Raw genomic sequence first — 16,130 nt, forward strand, 5'->3', positions numbered from 1 at the left:
TACACAGACAAAAAAAATCGCTACCAACAATTTGCTGGTAGCGATTTTTTATTTTAATGCAGCGTCCTTTTTTATAAAGTAGCCATATCAATTACAAAACGATAACGAACATCCCCTTTTTCCATACGGTGGTAAGCTTCATGAATATTTTTGATATCAATCATTTCAATTTCTGATACAATACCGTGTTCTGCGCAGTAATCTAACATTTCTTGCGTTTCTGGCAATCCACCAATTAATGATCCGGCTAAACTACGTCGACCACCAATCAAACTAAAAGCATGCACTTGATAAGGCGTAGGTGGCACTCCAACACAAATATGAACTCCGTTTACGCGAAGCAATGACAAATACAGATTAAGATCGTGTGGTGCAGAAACCGTATCTAAAATAAAGTCAAAAGTCCCAGCCACACTGGCTAATTGCGCTTCATCTGATGTTACCACAAAATTGTGAGCTCCTAATTTTTTAGCATCTGCTTCTTTACTTGCAGAGGTACTCAACACTGTAACTTCAGCACCAAAAGAAACTCCGAATTTAACAGCCATATGTCCTAATCCACCTAAACCTAAAACAGCTAATTTATGTCCCTTCCCTACTTTCCAATGACGCAATGGAGAATAGGTTGTAATTCCAGCACACAATAATGGTGCAACAGCAGCTAAATCTAGTTTTTCCGAAATATGCAATACAAAATCTTCATGCACTACAATAGTATCCGAGTAACCTCCGTAAGTAGGCGTTACCCCATCTTGACCCAAAGCATTGTAAGTATCTGTGCGTCCTTTTAAACAATATTGCTCTAAACCTTCTTTACAATTGTCGCAACTTCTGCAAGAATCTACTAAACATCCTGTACCAGCAATATCTCCTACTTTAAACTTGGTAACATGACTTCCTACTTGTACAACCTTACCAACTATTTCGTGACCGGGAACCATTGGGTAAATTGAACCTCCCCAATCGTCTTTTATTTGATGTAAATCACTGTGACATACTCCACAAAACTGAATATCAAATTGTACATCATGCGGCCCTAATGTTCTTCTTTCAAAATTCCAAGGAGCTAAATCTGAAGTGGCACTTTGAGCCGCGTAACCTTTTGATGGTATCATATTTTTTCTTTTTAATTAAGTTCTAAATTTACACATAAACCACCATTAAATACTGATTTTTAACGTTTTTTAAGAATCGTTCACTTTGTCACAAATCTGAACAACTGCTTATCAGATGTTTAAAAATAAAGGTAACACCCTCACTCCCATTTTAAGTTGATAAGGTTTTTTTGAGTAATTTTAGCCAATAAAATATAAATCAGTAATACTTCCGCATGGCTAAATACACGGTAGAACAACATTTTTTAGATACAATATTTAGTGAAACAGAATTGAACTTTCAAGAGTTCGAATCGTGTACTTTTACGAATTGTATTTTTTCTGCCTGTAGTTTTATCGATGTGACTTTTATTGACTGTAATTTTACTAATTGTACGTTCAACAAAACAAAAATCAACCATGTTGCACTACGAACAGTTACTTTTGAGTCGTGTAAAATTGTAGAAGTCAATTTTGCCATGTGCGATCGACTGATTTTTGAAATTACCTTCAAAAATTGTATTTTAGATTTCTCACAGTTTTACGATTTGAATTTAAAAGAAACCCTATTTACCAATTGCAGTTGTGTTGCTGTCGATTTTATGAAAGCCAATTTGACTGCTGCCATTTTTGAAAAATGCGACTTGTACCGCGCTGAGTTTGCGCAAGCCAATCTTTGTAAGGCTCATTTTGCAAGTAGTTTTAATTTTGCTATCAATCCTCAAAAAACTAAAATTACCAAAGCAGTATTTAGTAGCGCTAACGTAAAAGGATTGTTACAACACTATGATATTGTTGTGCAATAAAAAACCAAATAGAATCAGTTGCATTGCAGTAACACCGCTAAACTGATTCTATTTGGTTCTTAAAAATTATAATCTGTAAAAATAATGCTTATTAAAAAAGCATTCAAAAGATTTATTATCCGTGGATAGTTTGACCTGTACCGTAATTAGCAATTACAGATTCTTCAAAAGCCAGCCATTCTCTCCATCTCTTTTCTACATCTATTCCTGTTCCGTATTTACGAGCATAGGTAATAAAAGTGGTGTAATGACCTGCTTCGCTTTCCATTAATTCTCTATAAAACAAGGCCAATTCTTCGTCTTGAATATTTTCGGAGAGTACTTTGAAACGCTCGCAACTTCTTGCTTCAATCATTGCCGAAAAAAGTAATCGTTCTACCAAACCGGAAACGCGGCTGCCATCGATACTTTTTTTCATATACATATATAGCTCATTCACATAATCGTCTTTGCGCTCACGACCAAGTGTTAAACCTCTTTTAATAATAATGTTATGCACTTGTTCAAAATGATCTAACTCCTCTTTGGCTAAAGCCAATAAGTCCTTAACCAAATCCTGATGCTCTGAGTTGTTGGTAATAATCGTAATGGCATTGGTAGCCGCTTTTTGTTCGCACCAAGCATGATCTGTTAGGATTTCCTCTATATTTTTTTCTACAATATTCACCCATCTTGGGTCAGTAGGCAATTGCAATCGTAATACTCCCATTTTAAATTGGTTTCAAGTTTTAAAATTAGTTTCATGTTTCAAGTTTTACTTAGAACTGAAAAAGTTTAAAATTTTGCGATACCATTCCGTAAACACAAAACTTTAAACTTTTAACCTGAAACTTTAAACAAAAATTTAATAAACGAAAATAGCTCTCTCGCTCATCATTTCGTTTACTTCATTTGCTACCTGTTCGATAACATCTTCGTTGGTGTGATCAACTAAAACTCTGTCGATTAAGTCAACAATAGTTTCCATATCCGCCTCAACCAAACCACGAGTGGTAATTGCAGCTGTACCTACACGAATTCCAGAAGTTACAAATGGTGATTTATCATCAAAAGGAACCATGTTTTTATTTACTGTAATTTCAGCTTTAACCAATGCGTTTTCAGCTTCTTTACCAGAAATGTTTTTGTTTCGTAAATCGATCAACATCATATGATTATCAGTTCCGCCTGAGATAATTTTATACCCTCTTTTTACAAAAGCTTCCGCCATAGCAGTTGCATTTTTTTGCAATTGTAAAGCATAAGTAAAAAATTCATCTTGCAAAGCTTCGCCAAATGCTACTGCTTTTGCAGCAATAATGTGCATTAAAGGACCACCTTGATTTCCAGGAAAAACAGCTAAGTCAAGTAATGAAGACATCATTCTGATCTCACCTTTTGGAGTAGTTAAACCAAACGGATTTTCAAAATCTTTACCCATCAAAATCAAACCTCCACGTGGACCACGTAAAGTTTTGTGCGTAGTTGTAGTTACAATATGACAATGTGGAATTGGATCACTCAACAATCCTTTTGCAATAAGTCCCGCTGGATGCGAGATATCTGCTAACAAAATAGCGCCAACGCTATCAGCAATTTCTCTAAAACGAGCAAAATCCATATCACGTGAGTAAGCCGAAGCTCCTGCGATGATTAATTTTGGTTGCTCTTTGGTAGCTATTTCTTGTATTTTATCATAATCTAAACGTCCAGTTTCAGGATCAACTCCATAAAAAGAAGGAGAGTACAAACGTCCAGAAAAATTAACTGGTGATCCGTGAGTTAAATGTCCACCGTGCGACAAATCAAAACCTAATATCTTATCTCCTGGTTTCAAGCAAGCATGAAAAACAGCAGTATTGGCTTGAGAACCAGAGTGTGGCTGCACGTTTGCGTAAGCAGCACCAAACAATTCTTTAGCTCTATCAATTGCAATTTGTTCTACCACATCTACTACTTCGCAACCTCCGTAGTATCTTTTTCCTGGGTATCCTTCAGCATATTTGTTGGTTAATACAGATCCTGCTGCTTCAAGCACTTCGTCACTTACAAAGTTTTCTGATGCAATAAGTTCTAATCCGTGAATTTGTCTTTCTTGTTCTTCAAGAATAAGGTCAAAAATTTGTTCGTCGCGTTGCATTTTTTTGATTTTCGTTAATTTGATGCAAAAATACAAAAAAACGTTTGCTTAGTACTCAGATTATAATATATTTGATGAGTAATTTTTTAACAAAACAATTAACAAAATATGCCAATAACAGCTAACGATACGAATAGAAAATCATGGCTTGAAGTACCTTCAAACAGCGATTTCCCTATTCAAAATATACCTTTCGGAGTTTTCCTTACTAAAGAGAACATCGTAACAGTGGGAACAAGAATTGGCGATTACGCCATTGATTTAGGTGCATTACAACAATTGAACTATTTTGAAGGTATAGAATTGACCGATGATATGTTCATGCAAGATACTCTGAACGATTTTATTTCGGATGGTAAAAAAACATGGCGTTTGGTACGAAACCGAATTGCAGACATTTTTGATGTCAATAATCCGAAATTGCAAAACAATCCGAAAGACAGAGATATTGTTATTTTTGACATAAAAGATGTCGAAATGCAATTGCCGGTTCTTATTGGTGATTATACTGATTTTTACTCTAGTAAAGAGCACGCCACCAACGTAGGAAAGATGTTCCGCGATCCAGAAAATGCCTTGTTACCAAACTGGTTGCACATTCCTGTAGGTTATCACGGAAGAAGCTCTTCGATAGTGCCATCTGGAATTCCGGTGCACCGACCAATGGGACAAACTTTACCAAACGGAGAAACCACTCCTGTATTTGGCTCTTCGCGCTCTGTTGATTTTGAATTAGAAACCGCTTTTATCACCACTGATGTTAACATCATGGGCGAAAATATTCCGGTTACCGAGACCGAGGATTATATTTTTGGAATGGTTTTATTAAATGACTGGAGCGCACGCGACATTCAAAAATGGGAATACGTGCCACTTGGACCGTTCTTAGCGAAGAATTTCGCCTCTTCTATTTCACCGTGGATCGTAACTATGGATGCTCTAGAGCCTTTTAGAACCAAAGGTCCAAAACAAGAGCCAACACCATTGCCATATTTACAGCAAAAAGGAAAGCACTCGTTTGACATTAATTTAGAAGTAGCTATACAACCAGAAAATGCTGAAGCAACTGTAGTTTCTCGCTCTAATTTCAAATATTTATATTGGAGCATGTGCCAGCAATTGGCTCATCATACTAGCAACGGTTGCCGCGTCAATTCAGGAGATATGATGGGATCTGGAACCATTTCAGGACCAACTCCAGATAGCTTTGGATCGATGCTAGAACTTACTTGGGGAGGCAAAAACCCCCTAAAAATGAGCGACGGAACTGAACGTAAATTTATCAACGATAACGACACTGTTATCATGAAAGGTTTCTGTCAAAACGGACAAGTACGTATCGGTTTTGGTGAAGTTTCAAGTAAATTATTACCGCCATTTGTTCGTCAATAAAAAATCATCAAACTAAAAAATCAAACCTAACAATTAACTTATTTTGTTAGGTTTTTTTTGGCACTATATTTGAATTTTTCCAAATTGAAACAACCTAATTATCAATCAAAATAGTAATCAATTAAGAACTCAATCATCCGCTTATGAAAAAAATTACTCTCCTAATCGCTTTTATAGTTCTTACCACAGCTTGTGGAGTCAAACAAACACAAAACGCTTTGAGTTCAGGCAATTATGATCAAGCTATCGAAAATGCCGTATCGAATTTACGCAGTAATAAAGACAAAAAAGGCAAACAGGATTACGTTTATATGCTTGAAGAGGCATTTGCGAAAGCTAAAGAACGCGATTTAAACACCATTAATTTACTCGTAAAAGAGGCTAATCCTGCGCAGTTAGAAAAAATTTACAACATTTACTTACAATTGAACCAACGTCAGGAGTTAATTAAACCCATTTTACCATTGAAACTACTGAAAGAAGGACGCAATGCCATATTTCCTTTAGACAATTACAATGATGAATTGGTAGACAGTAAGAACGCGCTTTCTGCTTATTTGTTTGGAAATGCTAAAAAGCTAATGGGAACACCTGATAAAATGAAGTATCGTGCAGCATATGATGATTTAGAGTATTTGAACAAAATCAATCCCAACTACAAAAATACAGTTGATTTAATGGACGAATGCCTAGCAAAAGGCGCCGACTATGTGCATGTTTACACCAAAAACGAAACCAACATGATCATTCCGGTTCGTTTACAAAATGATTTATTAGATTTCAGTACATTGGGATTGAACGACAGATGGACCGTATATCACAGTAACAAAGTCAGAAATTTAACTTACGATTATGGCATGTTGATCAATTTTAGACAAATAAATATTTCACCAGAACAAATCAAAGAACGTGAATTTGTTAAAGAACGCGTAATTAAAGATGGCGTTAAAAAACTCATTGATGCAAACGGGAAAGAAGTCTTAGACGAAAAAGGAAAACCTGTTATGGTTGACAATTTAGTTACGGTTAATGCTAGAATTTACGAATTCAAACAATTCAAAGCTTGTCAAGTCACAGCCAAAATTGATTATATAAACTTACGATCTAACCAACTTTTACAATCTTTTCCATTGGCGAGTGAGTATGTTTTCGAGAATATTTACGCCACTTACAAAGGTGATCGTCGTGCTTCTGACGACAACTATTTCTCCTATTTTGATCGCAGGGCAGTGCCTTTTCCAAGCAGCGAACAGATGGTTTATGATTCTGGCGAGGACTTAAAAGCGAAATTAAAAGACATTATTACAAGAAATCGCTTTCGAAATTAAAATATAAAACAAAAACTTGTTAAATTACAACTCCTTGATAAACAAATATCAAGGAGTTTTTTTTTATTCCAAAAATTAAACATACCATTAAAAATTTGTTAGATTTTAAAAAAATAGGTTTCACTTTTAAAAATAAGTGTACTTTTGCAGCAATGAATCAGACAAGTTTACATACTACATTGTCACGGACAAACACACCTGCTACTTCACCCGAAGTACGGACGCTATCTGTATAGTCTCCACGTTGTTCGTTTAGTATTCATATTTCATTTTTCTCGTTTTGATTTTATCTCAAAAACCTATTGGATATTCGCATCCAATACCAACTCATGATTTATTTACAAATTATTCAAATACAATAAGTTACGCTTGTTTATTTGCAATAAACCTAATTCTTAGGTATTATTTCATTGATACCAATCCAATTTTTTATTCCTTTTCTAACTCTAAAATTCAGCTTTTGAAATGAATATTTCTATTGTAACTGCTCAGGAAGAACACTATAAATATGCGCAAGAAATTTGCGATACCATCGAACTTTCAGCCTTGCTGAGAGGCACTGGTATTGCCAAAAGAACGCCTGAGTACATCCAGAAAAAAATGGAAACCAAAGATGCTGTAATTGCTATTGAAAACGGCAATTTTGCAGGATTTTGCTATATCGAAAGCTGGCAACACGGCCAATTTGTAGCGCATTCTGGTTTAATAGTGCACCCAGATTATCGCAATCATGGTTTGGCTAAAAAAATCAAAACTTTTGTGTTTACCTACTCACAACAAAAATATCCTGGCGCCAAAGTATTTGGTATTACAACAGGATTGGCGGTGATGAAAATCAATTCGGATTTAGGTTACAAACCAGTACCTTTTTCAGAGTTGACCAATGACCCAACTTTTTGGGCAGGCTGTAAAACCTGTACTAATTTTGAAATTTTAAAAAGTAAAGAATACAAAATGTGCCTTTGCACTGGTATGTTGTATGACCCTGCAGAGAAACCTAAGATTCCACCAAAACACGACTTTAATGTCCGGATTTGGAACCGTTTAAAAAAAATAAAGCAAGCGCTCTTTTTACCAAAACTTTTTTAAAAGGTTCACTCCTAAAGAATTAAAAGTAAGCTGTGAAATTAAAACAGCACCCAGAAAAAACAGACATTAAGCGGCAATAGCCCAACAAAAAATAAAACACAAATGGAAAATAAAAAAGTAGTTTTAGCCTATAGCGGCGGATTAGATACCTCATATTGTTTAAAATATCTAAAAAACGAAAAAGGCTTTGAAGTACACACCGTACTTATCAATACTGGAGGCTTTGATGAGGCTGAATTGGAAGCTATCGAAGCAAGAGCATATGAATTAGGTAGTGCAAAACACGCCAATCTTACCATTTTAGATAAATATTACAACAAGGCCATCAAATACCTTATTTTTGGTAACGTTTTGAAAAACAATACCTACCCACTTTCTGTAAGTGCTGAGCGTGTTTTTCAGGCTATTGAAGCCATAAAATACGCCAAATCTGTAGGAGCTACCGCAATTGCACATGGAAGTACAGGTGCCGGAAATGACCAAATTCGTTTCGATCTAATCTTTCAAACTATTGCTCCCGAAATTGAAATCATCACTCCTATTCGTGACTTAAAACTTTCGCGTCAAGAAGAGGTTGATTATTTAGCCAAAAACGGCGTACATTATTCTTGGGAAAAAGCTCAATATTCTATTAACAAAGGTCTTTGGGGAACAAGCGTAGGTGGAAAAGAAACCCTTACTTCAGGACAACCTTTGCCAAGCGAGGCTTATCCTTCTCAATTAGTAAAAAAAGGGCACGAAAAAGTAACATTAGAGTTTCAAAAAGGTGAACTCGTTGCTGTGAACGGCATTTCAGACAAACCATCAAACAATATCGTCACTCTCGAAAAAATTGCCAGCGCGTACGCCATCGGCCGTGACATCCACGTAGGCGACACCATTATTGGTATCAAAGGTCGTGTTGGTTTCGAGGCTGCGGCTCCTATGATCATCATCAAAGCGCACCACTTGCTCGAAAAACACACTTTGGGCAAATGGCAGCAATATTGGAAAGAACAGCTAGGCAATTGGTACGGCATGCTTTTTCACGAAGGTCAATTTCTTGATCCCGTAATGCGCAACATCGAAACTTTTCTTGAAGACACCCAAAAAACTGTCAACGGAATTGTGACCGTGACCTTGCAACCCTATCATTTTTCGCTTGATGGCATCGAGTCGGAAAACGATTTAATGAACACTGGTTTTGGTCAATACGGCGAAATGAACAATGCTTGGACCGCGGATGATGCCAAAGGATTCATCAAAATATTAGGTAACGCGCAAAACATCTTTTCATCGGTAAACCAATTGACGTACGAGGATTAAAATGCTATTCTTTTGGGCGTGACCCTTCGTAAAAACTACGGGTCGGGTCATCCGCTTTATCTTTTGCTCGGCAAAAGCCTCACAAAAGGATACCGCTGCTACCCCTCACGCACACGCGCAGGAATACAACAACACATTTGCAACGCTACAAGACTCAAATAGGCAAAAATGCCAAGGACAAAAAATAGAATTATGATAACAATTGGAATTATAGGAGGATCAGGCTACACAGCAGGCGAACTCATTCGTATTTTACTATACCATCCGTATGCTACTATCGATTTTGTTTACAGCACTACAAATGCTGGTAAACCGCTTTCGGTAGCACACCATGATTTATTAGGCGATACTGATTTACATTTTACCAATGTCATAAATCCAAACGTCAACGTAGTTTTTTTATGTCTCGGACATGGCAAGTCAAAAGCTTTTCTTAAAGCTAATCAATTTGCAAATCACACCAAAATAATCGATTTAGGTAACGATTTTAGATTGCATGCTGATCAACTATTTCAAAACAAATCCTTTGTGTACGGTTTGCCAGAATTGCAAAAAAATAAAATCAAAACTGCCAGCTATATTGCAAATCCAGGTTGTTTTGCCACCGCAATTCAGCTTGCCTTATTGCCTTTGGCGCAAGCCAATCAAATTACAACCGAAGTGCACATCAACGCCACAACGGGAAGCACAGGCGCAGGTGTAAGTCCATCAGAAACAAGTCATTTCAGCTGGAGAAACAACAACATGTCGCACTACAAAGCTTTTGAACATCAACATCTTGCAGAAATCAATCAAAGTATAGCTTCACTACAAGAAAATTTCAGTCAAGAGTTGCTTTTTATTCCTAATCGCGGAGATTTCCCACGCGGAATATTTGCAACGTTGTACACCCATTGTACTAAAAGTTTAGAAGAAATAGTAGCACAATACGAAACCTTTTATAAAGAACACCCATTTGTTACCATCACCACAACCAACATCAACATGAAGCAAGTGGTACAAACCAACAAATGCATTATCAGTTTAATGAAAAAAGGCGACCGACTATTAATCACATCTATAATTGACAATCTTGTAAAAGGAGCCTCAGGACAAGCCATTCAAAATATGAATCTAATGTTTGGCCTTAATGAAACAACTGGTTTACAATTAAAACCATCAGGATTCTAAAATTTGTTTCAAGTTTCAAGTTTCAAGCCTCTCGAGTAACTTGAAACTTTAAACCTTAAACCATTTAAACACAAAAAAATGAACTTATTTGACGTTTACCCATTATATCCAATTACTCCCGTAAAAGCCCTAGATTGTATCATTACTGACGACAAAGGAATTGAATACTTAGATTTATATTCTGGCCACGGAGTGATTTCTATTGGCCACAGCCAACCAGAATATGTAGCTAAAGTTAGCGCACAGCTTGCTCAATTGAGTTTTTATTCAAATGCTATTCAAAATCCATTACAAGTTGAATTAGCTGAAAAACTCGGTCAAATGTCTGGCTATACGGATTATAGCTTATTTTTATGCAGCTCCGGTGCCGAGGCAAACGAGAACGCTTTAAAAATGGCTTCTTTTCATACGCAAAAGTCTAGAATTATTTCGTTTGAAAATGCCTTTCACGGCCGTACATCAGCAGCCGTAGCTACTACCGATAACAAAAAAATTGTAGCACCAATTAATGCGCAACAAGTGGTTACTTTTTTACCACTCAACCAAATCGAACTTGTTGAAGCCGAATTGGCCAAAGGCGATGTTGCAGGCGTAATTATTGAGCCAATTCAAGGAGTTGGTGGTCTTGACATGGGAACCACAGACTTTTTTCAAGCCTTAGAAAAAGCCTGCAAAGCACATAATGTGGTTTTGATCTTAGATGAAGTGCAATCGGGTTTCGGACGTAGCGGTAAATTTTTCGCACATCAATTTCATGGTATTCAACCTGATATCATTTGCATGGCAAAAGGTATGGGCAACGGTTTCCCTATTGGCGGAATTTTAATTGCACCACATTTTAAGGCGAGCTACGGTTTGCTTGGAACTACTTTTGGAGGCAGTCATTTGGCCTGTGCAGCTAGTATTGCCGTTTTAGATATCATCGAAAAACAGCATTTAATGAAAAATGCACAAAAGGTCGAAGCTTACTTTATGGAAGCCATCAAAGTTATTCCAGAAATCATAAAAGTAAAAGGACGCGGCTTAATGCTTGGCGTTGAGTTTGATTTTGACGTCAATGACTTGAGAAAGAAAATGATCATCGAAAAACACATTTTCACCGGAGGATCAAGCAATAAAAACTTATTACGCATTTTGCCACCTCTTACAATCACAACTGCTGCAATAGATACTTTTATCAAAGCATTACAAGAATCATTATCAGAATTAAAGCAATAAGGATAAATTGATTACAATAATTACTTAAAGTAAAAAATTACATTAAATCAATACATTGCACAACAAATCGATTTTAAAAAATTAAATCAATTGTACCATGAATTACACTTCAATTAAAGACATAGATAATTTGGACCAATGGGTTCAACAAGCCATAAAAATCAAGAAAAAACCTTTAAAGAATAAAAAACTAGGAAAAAATAAAACCTTAGGAATGTTGTTTTTTAATCCAAGCCTTCGTACCCGTTTGAGCACGCAAAAAGCAGCCTTAAACCTTGGTATGAATGTCATGGTGATGAACTTTAGCAGCGAAGGTTGGACGCTTGAGTACGAAGATGGCGCCATAATGAATTCTGGTTCATCAGAGCATATCAAAGAAGCTGCAGCGGTGGTTTCACAATACTGCGATATTATTGCTGTACGTGCATTTGCAGGTTTGCAAGACAAAGAAAAAGACAATGCTGAAACAGTAATGGCAGGTTTTCTAAAATACGCTACAGTTCCTATTGTCAATATGGAAGGTGCTACTGGTCATCCGCTACAAGCTTTGGCCGATGCCATCACGATTGCCGAGTACAAAACAAAGGCACGACCCAAAGTAGTACTCACTTGGGCACCACATCCTAAAGCTTTGCCTCAAGCTGTAGCCAATTCTTTTGTAGAAATGATGCAGTTACAAGATGCCGAATTTGTAATCACTCACCCGAAAGGCTACGAGCTCAATCCAGAAATTACTAAAGATTCGCACATTGAATATGATCAAGACAAAGCATTTGAAAATGCTGATTTTATTTACGCCAAAAACTGGAGCAATTACAACGAATATGGTCAAATTACAAATTCCGACACAAATTGGACAGTCACTTCAGAGAAAATGAAACTGACGAACAACGCTAAATTCATGCATTGTTTGCCAGTACGTAGAAATGTAATTGTCACTGATGAAGTACTTGACGGTACCAATTCTGTTGTAATTGAACAAGCCAATAATCGAACATATTCCGCACAATTGGTCTTGCAAAAAATATTAAAAAAATAAGGCATTTAGATGCAAAGGTTCTAAAGCCCAAAACCCTTAAAAATTTTGTATCTGAGAACCTCAGAACCTTTTTTAAATGGAAAATAAAAAACCGATAACGATAATAAAAATAGGTGGCAATATCATTGACAATCCAACCGAATTAGCGCTGTTTTTAAACGATTTCGCAAACATAGAAGGATTTAAACTACTCGTTCACGGTGGCGGAAAATCAGCTACTAAAATGGCTGAGAGCATTGGCCTAACTCCTGTTTTAATTGATGGACGACGCATCACTGATGCCGCAATGCTTGATGTTGCCGTGATGATTTATGCAGGCCAAATCAATAAAAACATTGTGGCACAATTACAAGCCAACCAAATCAATGCTATGGGGTTTACCGGTGCTGATGGAAATTTAATTCAATCACAAAAAAGAAATCATCCCACTATTGATTACGGCTTTGTAGGTGATGTTACTCATGTAAATTCGACTTTGCTACAAACACTAGTAAATACCGGAATTGTACCTGTTTTTTGCGCTATAACGCATGATAAGCAAGGGCAATTACTCAACACAAATGCTGATACTATTGCTAGTGAATTGGCCATTGCACTTTCAGTACATTTTGAGGTAACTTTAAATTATTGTTTTGAAAAAGCAGGTGTTCTTGCTGATAGCAATGATGATGATTCGATAATCGAACATCTAAACGCAAGCTTGTATGCCAACTTAAAACAAGAAGGCGCTATACACTCAGGCATGATTCCAAAACTGGACAACTGCTTCAACAGCTTAAAACAAGGTGTGCAGAGCATCAAAATTGGCCAACGCCAAATGTTACAAAACAATAAAACCATTTGTACCACTATTAACTTATAAACCACCAAGAAGCGGCACTATTTATAATGTATTGCAACCTTTTTACCGTTCCTGACCCATATTTGTGGCAACCCAACTTATGAAAAACACAGCACAACTTACACAAGAGGCCATCAGTTTGCTCAAAGCACTCATCGCAACACCTTCTTTCTCCAGCGAAGAGCAGCAAACCGCACTATTGATTGAAAATTGGTTTCGCACCAATGCCATTCCTTTTGAGCGCGAAAACAATAATATTTGGGCCTACAATCACTTTTTTGATGCATCAAAACCAACCTTACTGCTCAATTCACATCATGATACGGTAAAACCCAATCAAGGTTACACCCTCGATCCATTTGAGCCAATCGAACAAGAAGGCAAGCTTTTTGGCTTAGGTAGCAATGATGCTGGAGGTTGTTTGGTATCGTTATTGGCTACTTTTTCACATTTTTTCCCACTTGAAAATCTACCGTACAACATAGTTATGGTCGCTTCGGCAGAAGAAGAAAGCAGCGGAAAAAATGGTTTAAACAGCGTATTGAAACACTTACCAGAACTAGACTGTGCCATTGTAGGCGAACCAACTTTGATGCAACTAGCCGTTGCCGAAAAAGGATTATTAGTGCTTGATGTTGTTGTAAAAGGTACCGCTAGCCATGCCGCACATCACAATCCTGATAACGCTATCTACAACGCAATTTCAGTAATCGAGTGGTTCAATAGTTTTCAATTCGATAAAGTTTCAGAGATTCTTGGGCCTGTTAAAATGACGGTAACGCAAATCAATGCCGGCAAACAACACAACGTAGTTCCCGCCGAATGCCATTTGGTAGTCGATATTCGTGTAAATGATTGCTATAGCAATGAAGAGATTTTACAAACCATAGCAGCACATCTTACAGCACAAGTTACCCCAAGATCCATGCACCTCAACGCTTCCTCTATTCCTGTAAATCACGGGCTAGTTCAGGCAGGAGTTGCGCTAGGCCGAACCACTTATGGCTCTCCTACCCTTTCTGATCAGTCGGTTTTGAGTTGTCAATCTTTAAAACTTGGTCCTGGCGATACACTTCGGTCACACTCTGCTAACGAATTTATATACCTCAACGAAATCGAAGAAGGAATTCAATTGTACATTCAAATCCTAAGCGATTTTTTTAGGAGCTAATCCTGCTATCCGTTGCAATCTTTCATGGCGAACCCCGCCATAAAAGGATTTCCACTACTATCAGGGCTACAAACAACACGAATAAAAACCTATTTTACCTTTTCAAAAACAAAATCGAAATGGTAAACCAGAAACAAAAACGAATATGAAACTTTGGGAAAAAGGAATACCTACCGACAAACAAATAGAACATTTTACCGTTGGCAACGACCGAGAATTAGACCTAGTACTTGCTAAATACGACGCACTAGGCTCTATTGCGCATGCCAAAATGTTAGGCTCCATTGGCTTATTAAGCAACGAAGAAACAAACTCATTGGTCGAGGCTTTGGAACAAATCATAAAAGATGTGGCTGCTGGCCAATTTGAAATTGAAGATAGTTTTGAAGATGTGCATTCAAAAATCGAATACCTACTCACTGAAAAACTAGGCGATGCTGGTAAAAAAATACACACCGCTCGTTCTCGTAACGATCAAGTCCTTGTAGACGTAAATTTGTACCTCAAAGATGTCATAACTGATTTTAAAACTCAAGTAAAAGCACTATTCGATTTGTTAATGGATTTGGCCAAAGAGCATCAAAACGTGCTATTGCCAGGTTATACGCATTTGCAAATCGCCATGCCTTCCTCTTTCGGGATGTGGTTTTCAGCATACGCCGAAACTCTCATTGACGATATTAGCATGCTCAATGCTGCACTTGCAATTGTCGACCAAAATCCGCTTGGTTCAGCAGCCGGTTATGGAAGTTCCTTTCCCATCAATCGAAGTTTTACTACTGCCGAATTGGGATTTAAAACTTTAAAATTCAACTCGGTAGCTGCACAAATGAGCCGAGGAAAATCAGAAAAAAGCGTTGCTTTTGCCATGAGCAGTGTAGCCGCAACTTTGGCAAAATTCTCAATGGACGTATGCTTGTACATGAGTCAGAATTTTGATTTTATTGGTTTACCTGCTCATTTAACCACAGGTTCTAGCATCATGCCTCATAAAAAAAATCCTGATGTTTTTGAATTAATTCGTGGAAAGTGCAACAAAATTCAAGCTTTACCATATGAAATTACACTAATAACCAACAATTTGCCAAGTGGTTACCACCGTGATTTACAACTTTTAAAAGAAGGTCTCTTTCCGGCCATTCAAAACTTAAAAGCTTGTTTGGATATCGCTTTGTTTTCAATTAAAGACATTCAAGTTAAGGAACACATCCTAAACGATAAAAAATACGACTATTTGTTTACTGTAGATACTTTAAATGAAATGGTAGTAGCAGGCATGCCTTTTAGAGATGCCTACAAAGCCGTTGCAGAACAATTAGAAAACGGCAGCTACGAATCGCCTCAAGCTACGCAACACACTCACGAAGGCAGTATCAACAACCTTTGCCTAGATGAAATAAAACATAAAATGGACAACACATTTTAAGATGCAACTACTGCAACAACCACAACTACTTTAAAAATCCATTCGCTTTGAGTGGATTTTTTTTTTGATAATCGTCCTAAAGATTTCATTAGCAATTAATGTCTATATTTGAAATACAAAAAGTCAGTAACA

Annotated in this window: 14 protein-coding genes; 11 read left to right on the plus strand and 3 right to left on the minus strand. The window is 37.0% G+C overall.

The genetic code is table 11. The annotated features are described in order from the left end of the window. Positions 1 to 71: 71 nt before the first annotated feature. Positions 72 to 1,115, minus strand: a complete 1,044-nt coding sequence (locus ACXX8U_RS06945) for an NAD(P)-dependent alcohol dehydrogenase (RefSeq protein ID WP_306262571.1) — start codon at positions 1,113 to 1,115, stop codon at positions 72 to 74. A gap of 215 nt (positions 1,116 to 1,330) precedes the next feature. Between ACXX8U_RS06945 and ACXX8U_RS06950 the strand changes: the two genes are divergently transcribed. Then, positions 1,331 to 1,900, plus strand: a complete 570-nt coding sequence (locus tag ACXX8U_RS06950) for a pentapeptide repeat-containing protein (RefSeq protein ID WP_458565218.1) — start codon at positions 1,331 to 1,333, stop codon at positions 1,898 to 1,900. A gap of 115 nt (positions 1,901 to 2,015) precedes the next feature. Here the strand turns inward: ACXX8U_RS06950 and ACXX8U_RS06955 are convergent, their stop codons facing one another. Next, positions 2,016 to 2,609, minus strand: a complete 594-nt coding sequence (locus tag ACXX8U_RS06955) for a MiaE family protein (RefSeq protein ID WP_458565219.1) — start codon at positions 2,607 to 2,609, stop codon at positions 2,016 to 2,018. 135 nt (positions 2,610 to 2,744) lie between these two features. After that, positions 2,745 to 4,019 (minus strand): serine hydroxymethyltransferase, encoded by a 1,275-nt coding sequence (glyA, locus tag ACXX8U_RS06960; protein ID WP_458565220.1) that lies wholly within the window; start codon positions 4,017 to 4,019, stop codon positions 2,745 to 2,747. Between the two features lie 108 nt (positions 4,020 to 4,127). Between glyA and fahA the strand changes: the two genes are divergently transcribed. The 10 genes from fahA to argH all read left to right on the plus strand — a co-directional run bounded on the left by fahA (position 4,128) and on the right by argH (position 15,998). After that, on the plus strand, positions 4,128 to 5,411 hold the full coding sequence (gene fahA, locus ACXX8U_RS06965; protein ID WP_210789754.1) for a fumarylacetoacetase: 1,284 nt from the start codon (positions 4,128 to 4,130) through the stop codon (positions 5,409 to 5,411). 143 nt (positions 5,412 to 5,554) lie between these two features. After that, entirely contained in the window at positions 5,555 to 6,739 is a 1,185-nt protein-coding gene (locus ACXX8U_RS06970; RefSeq protein ID WP_458565221.1) for a hypothetical protein, read from the plus strand. 465 nt (positions 6,740 to 7,204) lie between these two features. Next, complete coding sequence (locus ACXX8U_RS06975) at positions 7,205 to 7,828, plus strand: GNAT family N-acetyltransferase (RefSeq protein ID WP_458565222.1); 624 nt, start codon at positions 7,205 to 7,207, stop codon at positions 7,826 to 7,828. A 102-nt stretch (positions 7,829 to 7,930) separates the two neighbouring features. After that, positions 7,931 to 9,133 carry an argininosuccinate synthase gene (locus ACXX8U_RS06980; protein ID WP_458565223.1) on the plus strand — a complete coding sequence of 401 codons (1,203 nt, stop codon included), beginning with the start codon at positions 7,931 to 7,933 and terminating at the stop codon, positions 9,131 to 9,133. A 192-nt stretch (positions 9,134 to 9,325) separates the two neighbouring features. Next, a complete protein-coding gene (gene argC, locus ACXX8U_RS06985) occupies positions 9,326 to 10,303 on the plus strand; it encodes an N-acetyl-gamma-glutamyl-phosphate reductase (RefSeq protein ID WP_458565224.1) in 978 nt (325 codons plus the stop codon). 78 nt (positions 10,304 to 10,381) lie between these two features. Next, positions 10,382 to 11,521, plus strand: coding sequence for an aspartate aminotransferase family protein (locus ACXX8U_RS06990; protein WP_458565225.1), 1,140 nt, complete (start codon positions 10,382 to 10,384; stop codon positions 11,519 to 11,521). 97 nt (positions 11,522 to 11,618) lie between these two features. After that, on the plus strand, positions 11,619 to 12,560 hold the full coding sequence (locus ACXX8U_RS06995) for an N-acetylornithine carbamoyltransferase (RefSeq protein WP_458565226.1): 942 nt from the start codon (positions 11,619 to 11,621) through the stop codon (positions 12,558 to 12,560). Between the two features lie 76 nt (positions 12,561 to 12,636). Next, positions 12,637 to 13,422: an acetylglutamate kinase gene (gene argB / locus ACXX8U_RS07000; protein WP_458565227.1), complete on the plus strand. Its 786-nt coding sequence runs from the start codon at positions 12,637 to 12,639 to the stop codon at positions 13,420 to 13,422. A gap of 79 nt (positions 13,423 to 13,501) precedes the next feature. Beyond that, complete coding sequence (locus tag ACXX8U_RS07005; protein WP_458565228.1) at positions 13,502 to 14,572, plus strand: M20 family metallo-hydrolase; 1,071 nt, start codon at positions 13,502 to 13,504, stop codon at positions 14,570 to 14,572. A gap of 145 nt (positions 14,573 to 14,717) precedes the next feature. Beyond that, positions 14,718 to 15,998, plus strand: a complete 1,281-nt coding sequence (gene argH, locus ACXX8U_RS07010; RefSeq protein WP_458565229.1) for an argininosuccinate lyase — start codon at positions 14,718 to 14,720, stop codon at positions 15,996 to 15,998. Positions 15,999 to 16,130: the final 132 nt, after the last annotated feature.

It is taken from the genome of Flavobacterium sp. GNP001, assembly GCF_054343775.1.

Bases quoted from the DNA above. Each gene is read 5' to 3' on its own strand.
- argC (WP_458565224.1), top strand. From the start codon at position 9,326: ATGATAACAATTGGAATTATAGGAGGATCAGGCTACACAGCAGGCGAA.
- argH (WP_458565229.1), top strand. From the start codon at position 14,718: ATGAAACTTTGGGAAAAAGGAATACCTACCGACAAACAAATAGAACAT.
- ACXX8U_RS06995 (WP_458565226.1), top strand. From the start codon at position 11,619: ATGAATTACACTTCAATTAAAGACATAGATAATTTGGACCAATGGGTT.
- ACXX8U_RS06975 (WP_458565222.1), top strand. From the start codon at position 7,205: ATGAATATTTCTATTGTAACTGCTCAGGAAGAACACTATAAATATGCG.
- ACXX8U_RS06945 (WP_306262571.1), bottom strand. From the start codon at position 1,115: ATGATACCATCAAAAGGTTACGCGGCTCAAAGTGCCACTTCAGATTTA.
- ACXX8U_RS06980 (WP_458565223.1), top strand. From the start codon at position 7,931: ATGGAAAATAAAAAAGTAGTTTTAGCCTATAGCGGCGGATTAGATACC.
- argB (WP_458565227.1), top strand. From the start codon at position 12,637: ATGGAAAATAAAAAACCGATAACGATAATAAAAATAGGTGGCAATATC.
- ACXX8U_RS06990 (WP_458565225.1), top strand. From the start codon at position 10,382: ATGAACTTATTTGACGTTTACCCATTATATCCAATTACTCCCGTAAAA.
- ACXX8U_RS07005 (WP_458565228.1), top strand. From the start codon at position 13,502: ATGAAAAACACAGCACAACTTACACAAGAGGCCATCAGTTTGCTCAAA.
- ACXX8U_RS06950 (WP_458565218.1), top strand. From the start codon at position 1,331: ATGGCTAAATACACGGTAGAACAACATTTTTTAGATACAATATTTAGT.
- glyA (WP_458565220.1), bottom strand. From the start codon at position 4,019: ATGCAACGCGACGAACAAATTTTTGACCTTATTCTTGAAGAACAAGAA.
- ACXX8U_RS06970 (WP_458565221.1), top strand. From the start codon at position 5,555: ATGAAAAAAATTACTCTCCTAATCGCTTTTATAGTTCTTACCACAGCT.
- ACXX8U_RS06955 (WP_458565219.1), bottom strand. From the start codon at position 2,609: ATGGGAGTATTACGATTGCAATTGCCTACTGACCCAAGATGGGTGAAT.
- fahA (WP_210789754.1), top strand. From the start codon at position 4,128: ATGCCAATAACAGCTAACGATACGAATAGAAAATCATGGCTTGAAGTA.